This is a genomic window from Paragemmobacter amnigenus, assembly GCF_009908265.2.
Lineage (GTDB): Bacteria > Pseudomonadota > Alphaproteobacteria > Rhodobacterales > Rhodobacteraceae > Paragemmobacter > Paragemmobacter amnigenus.
This window is the reverse complement of record NZ_JAAATX020000001.1, coordinates 312647-330100: the sequence shown is the minus strand read 5'-3', so window position 1 is coordinate 330100 and position 17454 is coordinate 312647. Positions and strand designations below refer to the sequence as shown.

Genomic DNA, 17454 nt, shown 5'->3' with positions numbered 1-17454 from the left:
CTTGTGGCGTCAGAGTTCGGGCGCGGCACCCGTGGCACCCGTCACGGCGTCATAGACGGTTTTCAGACGCGCGCCTTCGCCATGGCTCCATGTCAGCCAGAAGTCGTTCCACAGCGGGTCGGGATCGGTGATCCGCAGTTTCAGCCATGTCGCGCGGCCGGTCGATGAATCGGTGCCGACATAGGCCTTGAGGATCGGGCCGCAGGTGACGGCCACTTCCTCGGACCCGCTTTCGCTTTCGAGCATGTAGTTGGACAGGACCGGCTGGTGGATGCCGTCGGGGCAGGAGAAGCTGTCGGCCATCACCTGACCGGTGCGGTCATACATGCGGTCCTCGTTGATGGTGTTGGAGCGCGGGCCGTATTTCTTGGCAAGGGTGTCGACCATGGTCGCGCCCGCGATGCCTTCGGCTTCGGGGATCTGCCAGTCGCGGCCCACATCGGTGGCCACGGGCGTTTCGTCGGGCATCCAGTCCTTGGCCGCGGTGAAGGTGGCAAAGACCCAGTCATCGGGCTGGCCGTCCGCATCGGCGCCGCGCGCCCATGCCCGTTGCGCGATGGTGAACCCGTCATATTCCAGCGTGCCGTCGCGCGTTTCCTGCCGGGCATAGCCCTTTTCCGTCAGGGCCGCGTCGATGGCGTCGAAGGTCATGCCGGGGGCCACGCCCAGAATGTCCAGACCTGCGACCGGCGCATGGGCCGCGGCCGGATCGAAGGGACGCAGGATGCCGCCCAGTTCCACGCTGTCGAGCGCCACTTCGGGATTGGCGAAAGCCAGCGTCAAGGTGTCGGGCGCGGGACGGTCGAGGGTGAAGGCAGGCTCTGCCAGACAGTCGCCGGTGCCCGCGCCGGAATTGCGCGTCACCTTGCCCGGCTGGCCGTTTTCCAGCGGGAAGAGATATTCGCAGATGGCAAAGCCGAGCGCGCCCCAGTTCGAGGCGTTGTATTTCAGCTCTCCGACGCCGTCGATCACGGTCAGTTCGAACTGGATCTCGCCGCCCTGTCCGTCGGTATAACCGCCCGCCCAGTATCCCTGCACATCGCCCGCGCCCTGTGCCGCCACGGGGGCGGCGGCAAGCAGGCCGACAACGCAGGATTGCGCGAAATGCTTAATCTTCTTCATATGTTACCCTTTCGGCTTGACCCCAGCAGATGGGCGCTGCCGAAAGGGGAAGTCAACACGGGCATGGCGGTGGGTCTTGCCCTTTGGATGCGGCATTTCGTGCCGTCGTCAGCCGCAGGCCAGATCGTAGACGCGGAAGATGCCGCCGTTGTGATACGTGGTCCGGCTGGAGACGAGGTAGGTCGGGCTGCATCCCGTGCCGCGTTCGATGTAATCGGCGGCCTCGGCGTCGGTCAGGGGATATTCCATCGGATAGAGGATCTCGGCCTGGTTGCCCTTTCGCGTGACGTTCAGGCCCAGTCCGGTGGGCAGGATGAACTGCCGCGTCGCGCCATATTGGCGGCTGCCGTCCGGATTGACCGGAACCGTGGCATAGCATCCGCCCAGCAGGACGGCGACGAGGAGGGGGAGGGCGGCGTTTTTCATGGGTCACCTTTGACTGCACAGGCGGCCAGCATAGCGCCACTTGAGCCGACGACCAGAGAGGGCAGCGGGATTGTCGGGTGGATGTGGCCCCCGCTGGCCGTTCCCGACGCTTTGCCGCCCGAAACCGGCCCGAGTCGGAGGGCGCGCGCGCTGTGGTTGCACAAAGTTTCGGCTTGTGCCCTGTGGCTGCGGAAATTTCGGGCGCTCGGGCCGAGTTTCGGGCGGTGGCCCGCCGGCAATGTCCGCCATGGTTGCCGCGGCGCGGCGAAGGCGGTTGTCTTCCCTTGCGGGGCCGAAAGGTGCCGACAAGAACAGGAAGGATGTGCGGCAGGGGACATGATGTGGAAGTCCGCCCCCGCCGCACGGGGTGCAACCGGAGTTGCCTCTCGAAGATAGTGACCCGCCTTGCGAAAGGGAAGGGTGGCTTCGGGCGGCCTCGAGAGAGGATTATCCATGAACGGATTGAAGGGAATGATGCTGGGCGGCGCGATGGGCATGGCCCTTGCCGGTGCCGCGCTGGCGCAGGAGGACACGATCAAGGTGGGCGTCCTGCATTCGCTGTCGGGCACGATGGCGATTTCCGAGACCACACTGAAGGACACGGTCCTGATGATGATCGAGGAGCAGAACAAGAAGGGCGGCCTGCTGGGCAAGAAGCTGGAGGCGGTGGTGGTCGACCCCGCATCCGACTGGCCGCTCTTTGCCGAGAAGGCGCGCGAGCTGATCACCGTGTCGGATGTGGACGTGATCTTCGGCTGCTGGACCAGCGTGAGCCGCAAGTCGGTGCTGCCGGTGATCGAGGAGTCGAACGGGCTCTTGTTCTATCCGGTGCAATACGAGGGCGAGGAAAGCTCGAAGAACGTATTTTACACGGGGGCCGCGCCGAACCAGCAGGCCATTCCGGCGGTCGACTACTATCTGGAAGAGCTGGGGGTGGAGAAGTTCGCCCTGCTCGGCACCGACTATGTCTATCCGCGCACGACCAACAACATCCTTGAATCCTACCTGATCTCGAAGGGGATCGCGAAGGAGGACATTTTCGTCAACTACACGCCCTTCGGCCATTCCGACTGGTCCAAGATCGTGTCGGACGTGGTGGCGCTGGGCGCGGATGGCAAGAAGGTGGGCGTGATCTCGACCATCAACGGCGACGCCAATATCGGCTTTTACAAGGAGCTGGCGGCGGCGGGTGTGAGCGCGGACAAGATCCCCGTGGTTGCCTTCTCGGTCGGGGAAGAGGAACTGGCGGGTCTGGATACGACGAACCTCGTCGGCCATCTGGCGGCGTGGAACTACTTCCAGTCGGCCGAGACGCCGGAGAATGCCGAGTTCATCAAGACCTGGCATGCCTTCATCGGGGATGAGGCGCGCACGACGAACGACCCGATGGAAGCCACCTATATCGGCTTCAAGATGTGGGCGCAGGCGGTCGAGAAGGCCGGTACCACCGATGTCGATCCGGTGCGCGAGGCGATGTACGGGCAGGAGGTCGCCAACCTGACCGGCGGCACCGCCACGATGCTGCCGAACCACCACCTGACCAAGCCCGTCCTGATCGGCGAGATCCGCGATGACGGGCAGTTCGACATCATCAGCCAGACCGAACCGGTCGCGGGCGATGCATGGACCGACTTCCTGCCGGAATCGGCGGTGCTCGAGGCCGACTGGCCGGGTCTGGGCTGCGGGATGTACAATTCCGAAACCAAGACCTGCGTGCAGCTCAAGTCCAACTACTGAGCCGATCCGCAACACGGGGGGCCGCTGCGCCGGCCCCCCTTCTTCCTGCCGCAGGATTCCATGCGACCGTTCCTCCTTTCCCTTGCCACGGCTGTGCTGCTGGCCCTTGCCGCGCTCTGCCCCGCTCCGGCGCTGGCGCAGGGGGCTGCCGAGATCCTGACGGCCAACCGCGCGCTGATCGAGAAGCCGACGCGGGCGAAGATCGCCCCCGTGATTGCCGCACTGGCCGAAAGCGGCGATCCGCTGGCCGCGACCGTTCTGGCGGCATGGGCCGAAAAGGGGCTGGGGCTGCGGAAGGCGGACGGGGCCTTCTTCCTGATCGACAGGTCCGGCGATGGCTGGGCGCTGCGCGGGCTGGACGGGGCGGATGCGGGGATGGCGGCGAGGTCCGATATCATGGAGCTGCGCCCCAATGCCGGTGTGCGCGGTCTGATCGCGACGGCGCTGGTGCAGTTCACCCTGTCCGATCCGGACCCTGCACGGCGGGCGGGGGCGGTGGAGTCCATCGCGCGTGACCCGTCGGCGGATCACCTCGAACCCCTGCGCGCCTCGCTGGAGACCGAGGCCGATCCCGCGCTCCTGTCGCAGAAGGCGCGGCTGGAGCGGCTTTTGACGCTGCGCTTCGATCCCGATCCGGCGGCACGGGTGGCGGCGATCGAAGGCTTCGGGGCCGATCTGGGGCTGGACCTGCGCGCGGCGCTGAACCCGCTTCTGGCCACCACGCGCATGGCCTTTGCCGGTGACCCGCCCGAAGGGGCCAATGTCGCGCGGATGCTGGTGCCGGGGCGCGACCTGACCGGGGGCGAGGCCTATGACCTGCTGGTCGCTGCCGGAATGGCCCCCGCGCGGCTGACGGTGGAAGAGGCGCGGGCCGCGCTTCTGGCCAATATCGTGGACGGGGCCGTGGGCGGGGTGCCTGTGGCCGATCTGGGCACGCAGGCGGCGCGCGAGCGGGCCTATACCGCGCTGGAGACGGCGGGGACCGTCCCGCAGGCCGCGACCGATGCCGAGGTGGAGGCGGCGATTGCCGCGCACCGCTTTGCCGAAGTCTATGCAGAGCCGGATGCCGCGGTGACGACGGCGGCCAAGGCGGCGCTGGATGCCATCGGCATGAAGGTCGGCGCGATGCAGGCGGCGGACCTTGCGCTGGATGCGGTGTCGCTGGCGTCGATCTATTTCCTTGCGGCCATCGGGTTGGCCATCACCTTCGGCGTGATGCGCGTCATCAACATGGCGCATGGCGAGTTCATCATGATGGGCGCCTATACGGGCTATGTGGTGCAGCTCTTCATCGCAGATTACACGCTCTCCATCCTCGTGGCGCTGCCTTTGGCCTTTGCCGTGACCTTTGCCGCAGGCGTGGCGATGGAGCGGCTGGTGATCCGCCATCTCTACAAGCGCCCGCTGGAGACGCTGCTGGCGACCTTCGGCATTTCCATCGCGTTGCAGCAGATCGCCAAGAACGTCTTTGGCACGCAGGCGCGGCCCCTGACGGCGCCGGCATGGCTGGATGGTGCGCTGACCTTCAACGATGTGGTCTCGATCAGCTATATCCGCATCGCCATCTTCGTGCTGGCGCTGGTGTTCCTGCTGTTCTTCCTGTGGCTGATGAGGCGCACGCGGCTGGGGCTGGAGGTGCGGGCGGTGACGCAGAACCCGTCCATGGCCGCAAGCATGGGGATCAACCCCGACCGCATCAACATGCTGACCTTCGGCCTCGGCTCCGGCATCGCGGGGATCGCGGGGGTGGCGATCGGGCTTTATGCCAAGGTCACCTCGGAGCTCGGTTCGGATTACATCGTGCAAAGCTTCATGACGGTGGTCGTGGGGGGCGTAGGCAATATCTGGGGCACGCTGGCGGGGGCGGCGCTGATCGGCGTGCTGCAGAAGGGGATCGAATGGCTGAACCCGTCCAACACGCTGGCGGCGCAGACCTACATGATCCTCTTCATCATCCTTTTCATCCAGTTCCGGCCGCGGGGCATCATCGCCCTGAAGGGCCGCGCGGCGGGGGATTGAGGATGCCCCCCTCATTTTCCGTTCTCAAATATCCCGGGGGTCCGGGGGCTGGCCCCCGGTCCGACGGCGCAACCTGCGCGAGGCTGACATGACGCGCCAAACCTTTGTGGAGCGGTCCTTTCTGGCAAAGAACCCCTCTGTCCTGTGGTTCATCCTGATCCTTGCGCTCTTCACGCTGGGGGTGACGGTCTTGTCCGAGGCCTATGGGGTGGCGTTCCTCTCCACCTCCTTCGTCAAGACGCTGGGCAAGACGCTGTGCCTGTGCCTTGTCGCCCTGGCGATGGACTTGATCTGGGGCTATGCGGGCATCCTTTCCCTTGGCCACATGGCGTTCTTCGCGCTGGGCGGTTATGGCTTGGGCATGTGGCTGATGTATGCCCGGACCGAGGAGATCGTGGTCGCGGCGCTGGCGCAGGGGGGGCTGCCCGCCACGCCCGAGGAGGTGCGGCAGGGGATCGCCGTGCAGATATTCGGGGTCGTGGGCGCGTCGGAATTTCCGCCGATCTGGGCCTTTGCCCACAGTTTCTGGGCGCAGATGGCGCTGGTGGTTCTGGTGCCGGGGGGGCTGGCGCTGGTCTTCGGGTGGCTGGCGTTCCGCAGCCGCGTGACGGGGGTGTATCTGTCGATCCTGACGCAGGCGATGACGCTGGCGCTGGCGCTGTACCTCTTCCAGAACGACAGCGGGTTGCGGGGCAATAACGGGCTGTCGGGGTTGCAGAACCTGCCGGGGCTGGGGGATGTGTCGCAGGACGCGCTGTCGGTCTGGTTCTTCTGGGCGTCGGCCTTCGCGCTGGGCGCGGGATATGTGCTGCTGGCCTGGGTCGTGTCGGGCAAGTTCGGGTCGGTCATCCGCGCGATCCGGGATGACGAGCAGCGGGTGCGGTTTCTGGGATATTCGGTGGAGGGATACAAACTCTTCGTCTTTACCCTGACGGCGGTGATCGCGGCGATTGCGGGGGCGCTTTACTATCCGCAGGCGGGGATCATCAATCCGGCGGAGCTGGCGCCCATCGCGTCGATCTATCTGGCAGTCTGGGTGGCGATCGGCGGGCGCGGGCGGCTTTATGGCGCGGTGATCGGGGCGGCCTTCGTGTCGCTTCTGTCGTCGTGGTTCACGGGGGGGCGGGCGCCTTCGGTGCCGCTCGGGTTCTATACGGTCAACTGGGTGGATTGGTGGCTGGTTCTGCTGGGCCTGTCCTTCGTGGCGGTGACCCTGTTTGCGCCCAAGGGGATGGGCGGGCTGTTCGACCTGTGGGCGGGGGTGCGGTCGCCGGATCGGAAGGGCGCGGCGCTTGGCCCCGATGATGGCGCGCTGATGGAGCGGGAGGCGAAGGAATGACTGCGCTTCTGGAAGTGTCGGGCGTGTCGGTGACCTTCGACGGGTTCCGCGCCATCAACAACCTGTCCTTTTCCATCGGCGCGCAGGAGTTGCGGGCGATCATCGGCCCGAACGGGGCGGGCAAGACGACTTTCATGGACATCGTGACGGGCAAGACGCGGCCGGATGCGGGAACGGTGACCTTTGGCGAAAGGTCGGTGTCGCTCTTGTCCCTGTCCGAGGCGCAGATCGCGCGCGCCGGGGTGGGGCGCAAGTTCCAGCGGCCCACGGTGTTCGAGGATCAGACGGTGGCCGAGAACCTGACCATGGCGCTGAAGGCGCATCGCGCCCCGTGGCGGGTGCTGTTCTGGCGCGAGGGGGCGGCGGATCGCGACCGCGTGCAGGCGCTGGCCGAGGAGGTGGGGCTGGCCGATGCCCTGTCGCGCAAGGCGGGGGAGTTGAGCCATGGGCAGAAGCAGTGGCTGGAGATCGGGATGCTGCTGGCGCAGGAGCCTCGGTTGTTGCTGGTCGACGAACCGGCGGCAGGCATGACGCTGGCCGAGCGCGAACATACGACGCGGCTGCTGGTCGAGATGGCGAAGACCCGCGCCGTGGTGGTGGTGGAGCATGACATGGAGTTCGTGCGGCGGCTGGAGTGCAAGGTGACCGTGCTGCACGAGGGCGCGGTGCTGGCCGAGGGGTCGCTGGACCATGTCACGAAGAACCAACAGGTGATCGAAGTCTATCTGGGGCGCGGGTGATGATCAGGACCGAAGGGCTGACGCTGCATTACGGCGGGTCGCAGATCCTCTATGGCATCGACATGGAGGCGCGGGCGGGCGAGGTGACCTGCGTGATGGGGACGAACGGGGTGGGCAAGACATCGTTGCTCAAGGCGCTGGCGGGGACGCATCCGCGGTCGGGGGGCAAGGTGTTTCTGGGCGGCGAGGAGGTGCCGAAGCTGCCGCCGCAGGGCATGGCGCGGCGCGGGCTTGCGGTGGTGCCGCAGGGGCGGATGATCTTTCCGCTGCTGACGGTGAAGGAGAACATGGAGACGGCCTTTGCCCTGCTGCCAAGATCGGAGCACCGGATACCGGAGGAGATCTACGAGCTGTTCCCCGTGCTGAAGGACATGGGGCACCGGCGGGGGGGCGATCTGTCGGGCGGGCAGCAGCAGCAACTGGCCATTGCGCGGGCGATGATCATGCGGCCGCGCGTGCTGCTGCTGGACGAGCCGACGGAAGGCATCCAGCCCAACATCATCCAGCAGATCGGGCGGGTGATTTCCTATCTGCGCGGGAAGGGGGATATGGCCATCGTGCTGGTGGAGCAGTATTTCGACTTTGCCTATGGCTTGGCGGACCGGTTCTATGTGCTGAAGCGGGGCGCGGTGGCCCTGCAGGGGGCGAAGGCGGAGCTGTCGCAAGAGGAGTTGCGGGCAACGGTTTCGGTTTGAGGGGGCGGCGGCCTGCATCCCCGCCCGCGAGGGGCGACAGGGTCGACGAACCCGGGGGGGGGACGGATTTTCTGGCGAAAATCCTTCGGGACGAAGATTCTGGCGAAACTTCGGGTCGCATCGGGAATGACGGTTGGCCGCGACGGGGCGATCCTTCGCAGAAGGATCGTTTTCAAGAATTTTCGCCAGAAAATTCTTGCATGAAAAAGCCCGCCTGCCGGGGGCAGACGGGCCTTTTTCCATCCGTTATGGCGGATCAGTTCGTCGCTTCACCTTCGGCCGCGGCTTCGCCTTCGGCAGGTGCCGCAGCGGCGGAGAAGGTGGCGAGGAAAGCGGCCACGTCGGCAGCTTCGGTTTCGTTCTTCAGCTTGAAGGACATCTTGGACTTGGCTTTGTCGTCGCCCAGCTTTTCCTTCAGGAAGGCGGCCGGATCGGCGAGATAGACGGCCAGATCGGCCTCGGTCCAGGTGTAGCCGCCGGCGCCAAGGGCGATGATCGAGTCACCGTATTTGAATTCCGGATAGGTGCCTGCCGCACGTCCCACGACGCCGTAGAGGTTCGGACCGGTCTTGGCATTCTTGCCCGCCAGCACTTCGCCCGCCTCGTTGGCGACGACGTGGCAGGTCTGGCACTTGTTGAACACCTTGGCGCCGGCTTCCGCGTCGCCGGCCGCGAAAGCGGGGGCAGCGAGGAGGGTGGACAGGGCGGCAAGGGCAGTCAGTTTGGTCTTCATGGGGATCCTCCCGGTTTCTTGGGCGACTGTAAACTGGATCGGTGTTTCGGTGTGGCAAGACTTCGTGAACAGGCGGTGAAGATATTTTTTCAGGCCACCGCATGGGCCACGGCGCAGCGCTGCCAGAGCGAGGCGAGGGCGGTCACCAGATGGTCGATATCGGCGTCCGAATGCAGCGGGCCGGGGGTGATGCGGAGCCGTTCCGTCCCCTTGGGCACGGTGGGGTAGTTGATGGGTTGGACATAGATCGCCCAGTCATCCATCAGGATGTTCGAGATCATGCGGCATTTGACCGGATCGCCGATCATCACGGGGATGATGTGGCTGTCATTGGCCATATGCGGGATGCCCGCGCGGTCGAGTTTGGCGCGGAGTTTCGCCACATTGGCCTTTTGCGCGCGGCGTTCCTCGTCCGATTGTTTCAGGTGGCGGATGGAGGCGGCGGCGGCGGCGGCCACGGCGGGGGGCAGGGCGGTGGTGAAGATGAAGCCCGAGGCGAAGCTGCGGACGAAATCGCACAGCGCCGCAGAGCCGGTGATGTAGCCGCCGACGCAGCCGAAGGCCTTGCCCAAGGTCCCCTCGATCAGGTCGATGCGGTGGGCGAGGCCGAGTTCCTCGGTCACGCCGCCGCCATGGGGGCCGTACATGCCGACGGCGTGGACTTCGTCGATATAGGACAGCGCGCCGTGGGCTTCGCAGACTTCGACGATTTCGCGGATGGGGGCGATGTCGCCGTCCATGGAATAGACGGATTCAAAAGCCACGATCTTGGGCCGGTCGCCCACGGCATGCAGCTTGCGGTCGAGGTCGCGCCAGTCGTTGTGCTTCCACAGCACCTTGTCGGCGCGGGAATGGCGGATGCCTTCGATCATGGAGGCGTGGTTCTTTTCGTCCGACAGGATCACCGCATTGGGGATGCGCGCGCCGAGGGTGGAGAGGGCGGCCCAGTTCGACACATAGCCCGAGGTGAAGAGGAGGGCGGCTTCCTTGCCGTGGAGGTCGGCCAGTTCCTGTTCCAGCAGGAGGTGGTGGTGGTTCGTTCCGCTGATGTTGCGCGTGCCACCTGCACCCGTGCCGCAGGTCTGCACGGCATCGACCATGGCCTTTACCACGGTTTCGTTCTGGCCCATGCCGAGATAGTCGTTCGAGCACCAGACGGTGACGTCGCGCACCTGGCCGTCCTTGTGGTTGGCCGCCTTGGGGAAGGACCCGCAGCGGCGTTCGAGGTCGGCGAAGACACGGTAGTTGCCTTCGGCCTTGAGCGCGTCGAGCTGGTCCTGGAAGAGGGCGTCGAAGTCCATGTGGTGGTTCCTCACTGTCGGGGAAGATCGGGTCTTGCGATGCCCGATTGTCTGGATGGTGTGGTTTCGGGTCGGGGCGCGGGAAGCATCCAGCGCCAGAGTTTCTGGTCGGGAAGCGGGACCACCATGAACCAGTGTTCCAAGAGCGCGAGCGCGGTCAGGGCGGTGAGCAGGGTGAAGCCGATGGTCTGGCCTTCGGTCGTGGCGGTGTGCAGCCGTTCCAGCCAGCAGGCCACCGCGAAGGACAGCGCGGTGACCGAGGCGGGGAAAAAGGCGTTCATCGGCGCGCGGCGGAAGTGGCTGGACAGGTGCGCCAGCGGGCGCGGCAGGAATTCGGTGTGGATGCGCGGCACGCCGAAGAAGAGGTTCAGCTTGGCCGAGATGCGCGCGAAGAAGAGGATGGCGAAGGTCCAGAGGGCGAAGCGGTTTGCCGCGCCTTCGGAGATGACGGCGATGACGCCGAGCGTGCCCATCAGCGCCAGTTCGTGCCACAGGATCGTGCCGCAGGCGCGGATGAAACGCTCCCAAAGCGGCGCGTGGGGCGGGCAGGGGCGGGTGTTGGGGCCCGCGACGATGCCCGACAGGAAGGCCAGTTCCAGCCAGCCCCAGATCGCCAGCGCCGCGACGAAGGCGGTGAAGGCGCCGGTGGCGGTGGTGTCGTCCAGCGTGTGGCGCAGCGCGCCGAAGCCGCCCACCAGCAGCGGCAGGCCAAGGATGACCGACCACAGATGGGCATCGCGCCCCTCGTGATCGGCGCGCTTGACCCGCCACAGGATGATGCCGGTGGAAAACCACCACAGGAACAGCGCCGAAACGGCCGCGATCCACGGGTTATTCATGCGCGGCCCCCCGGGTAAAGGGGGACCGCGCCGGGCGGTGGGACGCGCCCATCCCGCCGCCGCAACCACCGCTTGCGCGGCGATATGCGTGTTTCGGGGTCAATAGGACGGCTCCAGCCGGACATCGGCAGGGGGCGTCAGATGCTTGACCGGGATCAGGTAGAGACCGGCGAAGGCCAGCGCCGCGCGGGCCGTGGCCGTCTTGTGCGCGATCCAGCCGCCGATGCCGCCCCGCCGCTTGGCCGCGTCCATGTCGCGCATGGCCTGATCCATGCGGCGCAGGCCGGGGATCCAGCGGGGATGGTCGATGTCGAGTTCCACCGGAAAGACCTGCCGCGCGATGGCCGAGGTCTTGCGGTAGACCTCCTGGTCGTACCAGTCGATGTCCACGCCAAGGGCATTGTGGAAATCCACCCGCGCATGGTCACGCACCCACATCGTCGAATAGACCGCCGTCAGGAAGAAGCGGATCCAGAGTTTGTTGGTGAAGGACTGGGTCAGCTTCGGGTCGGTCCGCATCAGGAGCGCGAAGGCCTCGCCATGGCTGAACTCGTCGTTGCACCATTCCTTGAACCACTTGAAGATCGGGTGGAAGCGCTGTTCGGGATGCGCCTCGAGGTGGCGGTAGATGGTGATGTAGCGGGCGTAGCCGATCTTTTCCGACAGGTAGGTGGCGTAGTAGATGAATTTGGGCCGGAAGTAGGTGTATTTCTTGGCCTTGGTCAGGAAGCCAAGGTTGACGGCCACCCCGGCCTCGCGCAGGGCGTCGTTGATGAAGCCTGCGTGGCGGGCCTCGTCGCGCGACATGTAGCTGAACAGCTCGCAGATGTCGGCATTGGTGCCGCGCCGCTTCATTTCCTTGTAGAGCACGCAGCCCGAGAATTCGGCGGTGCAGGAGGAGACGAGGAAGTCGATGAATTCGGCGCGCAGCGCGGGGTCCATCCCTTTCCAGTCCACCTCGTCCCAGTCGGCGTTCTTCTTGAAATGGCCGCGGTTGGGGTCGGATTTCATCTGTTCCAGCAGCTTGTCCCATTCCGCGCGCACCGGCGTGACGTCGATGCGGTCCATCTCGTCGAAATCGGTGGTGTAGAAGCGCGGGTTGAGAAGCGTCGTCTCGGTCGCCATCGCGGTGGTGTCAAAGGCGTCGGACAGTTCGGCGTGCAGCTCGCCGTGGGTGGTGTCGTGCTGCGGGGTGTTATGCGCGTTCACAGCGTCACCTCTTCGGAGAAGGAGAATTCGCAAAGCTCCATGAATTCCAGATCGCCGGTCAGGCGGGTCCATTGGCGTTCAAGCCAGCTTGCGCGGGTGATCGTGGCGGTGCGGTCCTCGATGATGACCTCGCCATAGGCGGCCATGACAGGCGCGCCGTGGACGAGGACTTCATCGCCGGGATGGACCACGGCGCCGTTGTTGAAACGCACGTGGGCGTGCAGGCTTTCGAAGCGATGACTTACTTCGACGGTGCAGGGCACCAGTTCCTTTTCCTTGGTCAGAAGTCCCATGTTTCGGTTCCCTTATTGGTCAAGCAGCCGTTCAAACGCGGCTTTGTTGTCTCCGCCGAAGGCGTAAAGCTCGGCGCTCCATCCGGTGGCGGGGTCTTCGGCGACAAGACGGCCATTGGCGTAGCGGACGATGTTCAGCGGGGGATTGCCCTCGATCCGGTGGGTCAGACGCTCGCGCGCCATGGCGTTCTGGATCACGGTGATGAAGCCGCCATGCGGCAGGTCGGCCAGCAGCGTGCCGTCCGGATTGCGGACGGTGACGGCCTGCGCGTCCAGCCCCTCGAGGATGATCGCGCGGGAGGCCACCACTTCGGACGGTTTGGGCTGGCCCACGGTGGGACGGCCCGAGACGACGGCTGCGGTGGTGATGGCGAGAGTGACCACCGCCAGCGCGAACATGGCGCGCAGGAGGGCGTTGGGGATCATCTCGGACTTCTGGTTGTGAAGGGCGGGTTGACGGGTTTGCATGATCAGCCCTTTCACTCGGCGGCCACGGCGTCACCCATCGCATCGGCGCGGGTGATGACGGGCATGGCAAGGCGGGCCTCGGCGGCCTCGGCCAGCAGGCGCGCGACGCGTTCGGCATCGGGGATGCAGCGCAGCGCGGGTTCGGTCTTCTTCATCCGCCCCGGGCGCAGATGCGGCCAGAGCGCCATGACGGCAAGGCGCGTGTCGCCCAGCGTTTCCAGCGCGATGGTGCCTGTGCCGCCGGGTTTGAGGTCCAGACGGGCGGTGGCAACCTGTGCGAAGGGGATGTTGTAGGTCACCGACAGCGCCGCGCCGATCTTCATCAGGACACGGGCGGAGGTGACGGTATAGACGGTCGCGCGGGCCTGTGCCCATGCGAGCAGCCAGACCACCGCGACGGCGGCAAGGGCGAGGACCACATAGGGCAGGCCGCGCAGGAGGGCCATCATCACCCCCCCGTCGGCAAGGCCCATGCCCGCCTTCCACAGGACCAGAAGGCCCATGTATCCGGCGATCCAGCGGATCTTGAATGCCTCGCGGGCGAGGGCGGAGGTATCGGGGCGGCCCTGCCAGAGGACCTCTTCCCCCTTGGGGAGCGGCGCGGGAATCCCGGGCGCCACGTCGAAGGCGAAATCATCATGGTCTGACATCGTTCAGACCCTTTCGAGCTTGGGGTAAGACGGGGCGGCCCGGGCGCAGGCCGCCCCCCTTTGCGTCAGAAGCCGTGCTTGCGCTTGTCGGCGTCGTACATCCAGCCACCGGCCACGTAGCCCGAGATCTTGTCTTCCTCGAGCTTGGTGACGGTGGTCAGGGATTTGGTCTGCGGGATGCCCGCGAAGCTGTCCGAGGCGATGGCGCGGACGCGGACACGGTCCGGCCAGATGCGCGCGAGCGTCATTGGCACCAGACGCTTGCCGCCGGAGTTCAGTTCGATCTCCAGATAGCGGACAAGCTGTTCGGGCGCGTCGACCCACATGTCGCTGACGCGGCCCACGACTTCCAGATCGGCAGCCTGCACCGGCAGACCGCGCGGGTCGCGACCGGCGCTGACGACAAAGCCCTTGGCCTGACCCATGGGGACGATCTTGGCATGGCCGTGACCGTCCAGTTCCGGCTCATCCCGCCGCGGCACCCACGAAGCGGGGCCGACGCCATCGGCAAGCGGGTTGCCGGTGGGCGCATGGGGGAAGCCTTCGGAGACGGCGGTGCGCGCAAGGGCAAGGTCGGACCGGCGATGCGCGGCCTCGTTCGCGGCGGAGGGGACGGTGACGTCGCCCTTGCCGTGGGGCAGCTTGAAGGTCTTGGGTTTCGGAACCGGGAAGGGGCCCTGGTTCGGGGCGGGCGAGCCGTCCTCGAGTTCCAGCGGATATCCTTCGCGCATGTTCTCGGTCTGCAGATAGAAGATCAGCAGGGCGAAGAAGCCCCAGAAGAGCCAGATGGAAAGGCTGGCGAGATCGAAGTTTCCAAAGAAGTTGACACCTACCATGTGATGGTCCTCCGGGGTCAGGTGGGGAATTCGGCAAGGCGCAGGCGCGCATCGCCGGAAGTCTGGTCGTTCAGGTCGGGAAGTGGCCGCAGCCGGACCAGAGGCCCGAGTGCGGCAAGGGTTGCGAAGAGCAGCCCGATTTCGAGGTGGTAGACGAAGGAATAGCCCATGGACGGGTCCGAAAGACCCGCGCCAAGGACGCCGGATGATGCAAGATGGCCCACCACGTCGCGCAGCGTGCCACCAAGAAGGATTGCAAGGCCCTGTGCCGTGGCCTGCGCCGCGCCCCAGGCGCCAAGCGCGATGCCCGCCCCTGCCAGCCCGCCCACCGACATGGTCATGGCGACGGTCAGGGTGGCGATGGCGAACAGCCCCGCGCCGAAGCCGATCAGCCCCGCGCCTGCGAAGAAGAGCGCGGTGGAGTGGAGCGGGGCCGCGAAGATCACCGCCGAGAAGGCCGCGATCCCCGCAAGGATGCCGCGCGCGGCAAGGCGGAAGGGATCGGTCCCGCGCGCCAGCCAGCGGGCCGACAGGATGAACCCCGTCAGGGCCCCCAGCGCCGACAGTGCCGTCAGGAAGGTGGTCTGCGAGACGGAAAGGCCCAGGATCTCGCCGCCATAGGGTTCCAGCAGCACGTCCTGCATGGCGAATCCCAGCGTGCCCAGCACCACCACGACCAAGAGCCGCCCCGCCGTGCCGCCCGCCATGAGGTCGGCCCATGCGTCGGCAAAGCGGGGGCGCGGTTCCTCGCGTTCGGCCTTGGTCATCGGGCGGAAACGCTCCTGCTTCCACAGCGCGATCAGGTTCAGCACCAGCGTGGCAAGCCCGCAGCCTTGCACGACCTTGACCAGCGTCAGCGGATCGAAGTTCTGCAAGAGCCAGCCGATGGTCAGGGCCGAGATGCCCATGCCCAGCAGGTTCGCCACGTACAGGAGCGCCACGACGCGCGGACGCGTTTCGTCCGTGGCGCGGTCCGAGGCCAGCGCGAGGCCCGCCGTCTGGGTCATGTGCATCCCGAGGCCCGTCATCAGGAAGGCGACGGCGGCAAGGATTTCGCCCGCATAGGGCACCTCGAAGGTCCGGTCGCCGGACAGGACCAGCAGCGCGAAGGGCATGACGGCAAGCCCGCCCATCTGCCAGAGCGAGCCGAACCAGAGGTAAGGCACCCGCTTCCATCCCAGCGCGGAGCGGTGGGTGTCGGAGCGGTGCCCCAGAAGCGCGCGGAAGGGCGCGACGAGGACGGGGATGGCGATCATGGCCGCCACGATCATGGCGGGGACCGAAAGCTCCACGATCATCACGCGGTTCAGCGTGCCCAGAAGCAGCACCTGCGCCATGCCGACCGACACCTGGAACAGCGACAGGCGCAAGAGTTGCGCCAGAGGCAGGCCGTCCGAGGCCGCGTCCGCGAAGGGCAGCCAGGCGGCAGAGAATTTCTGCAGGTCCTTCCTCCGGAGGATCATGGCCGGAACTCCAGACATTCCGAGATGTAGAACCCGCGGCTGACGCGTTCGACGCGCGCCACGCCGCCGCCGGTGTGACGGTCGATCGCGCGCCAGTCCTGCGGGATCATCACGGGCGAGCGGTCGGCGCGCGGAAAGGCCTTGCCGATGGTGAAGAAGGTCATCAGGAAGGGCGTGCGCGGGGCCACGGTAAAGGTGATGTGGCCGCGGGTGCGGTCGGCCAGTTTCCGCAGGGCGGCCGCGATGTCGGGCGTGCGGTAATAGATCAGGCTGTCCATCGCCATGACGTAATCAAAGCGCCCGTGGCTCGTGCAGGTCATGTCACCGGCGGCGAAGGTCACGCGCGGGCGCAGGTCGTCGGTCAGCCGCGCCTCGGCGATGCCGATGAGCTGGGGCGAGATGTCCACCGCCACGACCTCGGCCCCGCGCGCGGCAAGCTCTGCCGTCATCAGTCCCGTGCCGCAACCGGCATCCAGCACGCGGGCGCCGCGCAGATCGGCGGGCAGGCGCGACAGCATGATCGCGCGCATCCGGTCGCGGCCTTCGCGGACGGTCTGGCGGATGCGGCTGACGGGGGCGTCAGAGGTCAGGCGCTCCCACACCTTGGTGGCGCTGCGGTCGAAGTAGTGTTCGACGCGGGAGAGCGTGGCGGAATAGTCCTGCATTCTCAGTCAAATCCCAGAAGTTCGAAGATGTCGCGGTCGGGCAGCGGATCGGGGGTCGATCCGGGGCCGCCCACGGACCGCCAGAGCGTTTCGGCCAGCCGCAGGTATTCGGCGCGGGCGGTGACGATGTCCTGTTCGTCATCCATCTCGAACAGCGTCTTCTTCTTCAGGCGCGAGCGGCGGATGGCGTCGATGTCGGGCATGTGGGCAAGGCGGTTGAAGCCCACGCGCGCGCAGTAGCGGTCGACCTCGTCCGTCTCGCGCGAGCGGTTGGCGACGCAACCCGCAAGCTGCACCTTGTAATTGCCGGACTTGGCCTGCACGGCGGCGATGATGCGGTTCATCGCGTAGATCGAGTCAAAGTCGTTTGCCGTCACGATCACGGCGCGGTCGGCATGTTGCAGGGGGGCCGCAAAGCCGCCGCAGACCACGTCGCCCAGCACGTCGAAGATCACCACATCGGTGTCTTCCAGAAGGTGGTGCTGTTTCAGCAGTTTCACCGTCTGGCCCACGACATAGCCGCCGCAGCCGGTGCCTGCGGGCGGGCCGCCCGCCTCGACGCATTTCACGCCATTCCAGCCGGTGGCGACGTAATCCTCGGGGCGCAGCTCCTCGGCGTGGAAATCGACCTCTTTCAGGATGTCGATGACCGTCGGTTGCAGGCGGCCCGTCAGGGTGAAGGTACTGTCATGCTTCGGGTCGCAGCCGATCTGCAGCACGCGCTTGCCCATGACGGAAAAGGCGGCCGACAGGTTCGACGAGGTGGTGGATTTGCCGATCCCGCCCTTGCCATAGACGGAAAAGACCTTGGCCCCTTCGATCTTCATCGAAGCATCCTGATGCACCTGCACCGAGCCTTCACCGTCCAGGCCTTTCAGCAGGGGGATTTCGTCTCTCGGGCTCATGCGTCATTTCCTTT

At 66.1% G+C, this 17454-nt stretch carries 18 protein-coding genes; 5 read left to right on the top strand and 13 right to left on the bottom strand.

Features of this window, described 5'->3' with window-relative positions; all coding sequences use genetic code 11:
• Positions 1 to 9 precede the first annotated feature (9 nt).
• Together GU927_RS01655 and GU927_RS01650 are read right to left on the bottom strand one after the other, a co-directional pair.
• Positions 10 to 1122, bottom strand: coding sequence for a hypothetical protein (locus GU927_RS01655; RefSeq protein ID WP_161760533.1), 1113 nt, complete (start codon positions 1120 to 1122; stop codon positions 10 to 12).
• 108 nt (positions 1123 to 1230) lie between these two features.
• Positions 1231 to 1548 carry a hypothetical protein gene (locus GU927_RS01650; protein ID WP_161760531.1) on the bottom strand — a complete coding sequence of 106 codons (318 nt, stop codon included), beginning with the start codon at positions 1546 to 1548 and terminating at the stop codon, positions 1231 to 1233.
• 453 nt (positions 1549 to 2001) lie between these two features.
• On the opposite strand from GU927_RS01650, the gene urtA reads away from it, so the two are divergent.
• The 5 genes from urtA (at position 2002) to urtE (ending at position 8078) form a co-directional block, all read left to right on the top strand.
• Complete coding sequence (gene urtA / locus GU927_RS01645; protein ID WP_161760529.1) at positions 2002 to 3285, top strand: urea ABC transporter substrate-binding protein; 1284 nt, start codon at positions 2002 to 2004, stop codon at positions 3283 to 3285.
• Between the two features lie 60 nt (positions 3286 to 3345).
• Positions 3346 to 5304, top strand: coding sequence for an urea ABC transporter permease subunit UrtB (gene urtB, locus GU927_RS01640; RefSeq protein ID WP_161760527.1), 1959 nt, complete (start codon positions 3346 to 3348; stop codon positions 5302 to 5304).
• 106 nt (positions 5305 to 5410) lie between these two features.
• Positions 5411 to 6643 (top strand): urea ABC transporter permease subunit UrtC, encoded by a 1233-nt coding sequence (gene urtC, locus GU927_RS01635; protein WP_161760764.1) that lies wholly within the window; start codon positions 5411 to 5413, stop codon positions 6641 to 6643.
• Positions 6640 to 7383, top strand: a complete 744-nt coding sequence (gene urtD / locus GU927_RS01630) for an urea ABC transporter ATP-binding protein UrtD (RefSeq protein WP_161760525.1) — start codon at positions 6640 to 6642, stop codon at positions 7381 to 7383. Before urtC ends, urtD begins: the two co-directional genes overlap by 4 nt.
• Positions 7383 to 8078, top strand: coding sequence for an urea ABC transporter ATP-binding subunit UrtE (gene urtE, locus GU927_RS01625; RefSeq protein ID WP_217765499.1), 696 nt, complete (start codon positions 7383 to 7385; stop codon positions 8076 to 8078). The genes urtD and urtE overlap by 1 nt, the downstream gene beginning before the upstream one ends.
• A gap of 256 nt (positions 8079 to 8334) precedes the next feature.
• On the opposite strand, the gene GU927_RS01620 is transcribed toward urtE, so the two are convergent.
• From GU927_RS01620 to bchL, 11 genes are all read right to left on the bottom strand, one after another.
• Positions 8335 to 8811 carry a c-type cytochrome gene (locus tag GU927_RS01620; RefSeq protein WP_161760521.1) on the bottom strand — a complete coding sequence of 159 codons (477 nt, stop codon included), beginning with the start codon at positions 8809 to 8811 and terminating at the stop codon, positions 8335 to 8337.
• Positions 8812 to 8900: 89 nt separating this feature from the next.
• Positions 8901 to 10112 carry a 5-aminolevulinate synthase gene (gene hemA / locus GU927_RS01615; RefSeq protein ID WP_161760519.1) on the bottom strand — a complete coding sequence of 404 codons (1212 nt, stop codon included), beginning with the start codon at positions 10110 to 10112 and terminating at the stop codon, positions 8901 to 8903.
• Between the two features lie 11 nt (positions 10113 to 10123).
• Positions 10124 to 10951: a putative photosynthetic complex assembly protein PuhE gene (puhE, locus tag GU927_RS01610; protein ID WP_161760517.1), complete on the bottom strand. Its 828-nt coding sequence runs from the start codon at positions 10949 to 10951 to the stop codon at positions 10124 to 10126.
• A 99-nt stretch (positions 10952 to 11050) separates the two neighbouring features.
• Complete coding sequence (acsF, locus tag GU927_RS01605) at positions 11051 to 12076, bottom strand: magnesium-protoporphyrin IX monomethyl ester (oxidative) cyclase (RefSeq protein WP_232489101.1); 1026 nt, start codon at positions 12074 to 12076, stop codon at positions 11051 to 11053.
• A gap of 80 nt (positions 12077 to 12156) precedes the next feature.
• Entirely contained in the window at positions 12157 to 12453 is a 297-nt protein-coding gene (locus GU927_RS01600) for a hypothetical protein (protein ID WP_161760513.1), read from the bottom strand.
• 12 nt (positions 12454 to 12465) lie between these two features.
• Positions 12466 to 12921 (bottom strand): photosynthetic complex assembly protein PuhC, encoded by a 456-nt coding sequence (gene puhC, locus GU927_RS01595; RefSeq protein WP_161760511.1) that lies wholly within the window; start codon positions 12919 to 12921, stop codon positions 12466 to 12468.
• Positions 12922 to 12932: 11 nt separating this feature from the next.
• A complete protein-coding gene (gene puhB, locus GU927_RS01590) occupies positions 12933 to 13571 on the bottom strand; it encodes a photosynthetic complex putative assembly protein PuhB (RefSeq protein WP_161760509.1) in 639 nt (212 codons plus the stop codon).
• A gap of 65 nt (positions 13572 to 13636) precedes the next feature.
• Positions 13637 to 14407, bottom strand: coding sequence for a photosynthetic reaction center subunit H (gene puhA, locus GU927_RS01585; RefSeq protein ID WP_161760507.1), 771 nt, complete (start codon positions 14405 to 14407; stop codon positions 13637 to 13639).
• A 17-nt stretch (positions 14408 to 14424) separates the two neighbouring features.
• The gene (locus tag GU927_RS01580; protein WP_161760505.1) at positions 14425 to 15870 is read right to left on the bottom strand and encodes a PucC family protein; all 1446 of its coding nucleotides are present in this window, start codon (positions 15868 to 15870) and stop codon (positions 14425 to 14427) included.
• Entirely contained in the window at positions 15867 to 16535 is a 669-nt protein-coding gene (gene bchM / locus GU927_RS01575; protein WP_161760503.1) for a magnesium protoporphyrin IX methyltransferase, read from the bottom strand. Before bchM ends, GU927_RS01580 begins: the two co-directional genes overlap by 4 nt.
• A gap of 2 nt (positions 16536 to 16537) precedes the next feature.
• Positions 16538 to 17440: a ferredoxin:protochlorophyllide reductase (ATP-dependent) iron-sulfur ATP-binding protein gene (bchL, locus tag GU927_RS01570; RefSeq protein ID WP_161760502.1), complete on the bottom strand. Its 903-nt coding sequence runs from the start codon at positions 17438 to 17440 to the stop codon at positions 16538 to 16540.
• Positions 17441 to 17454 lie beyond the last annotated feature (14 nt).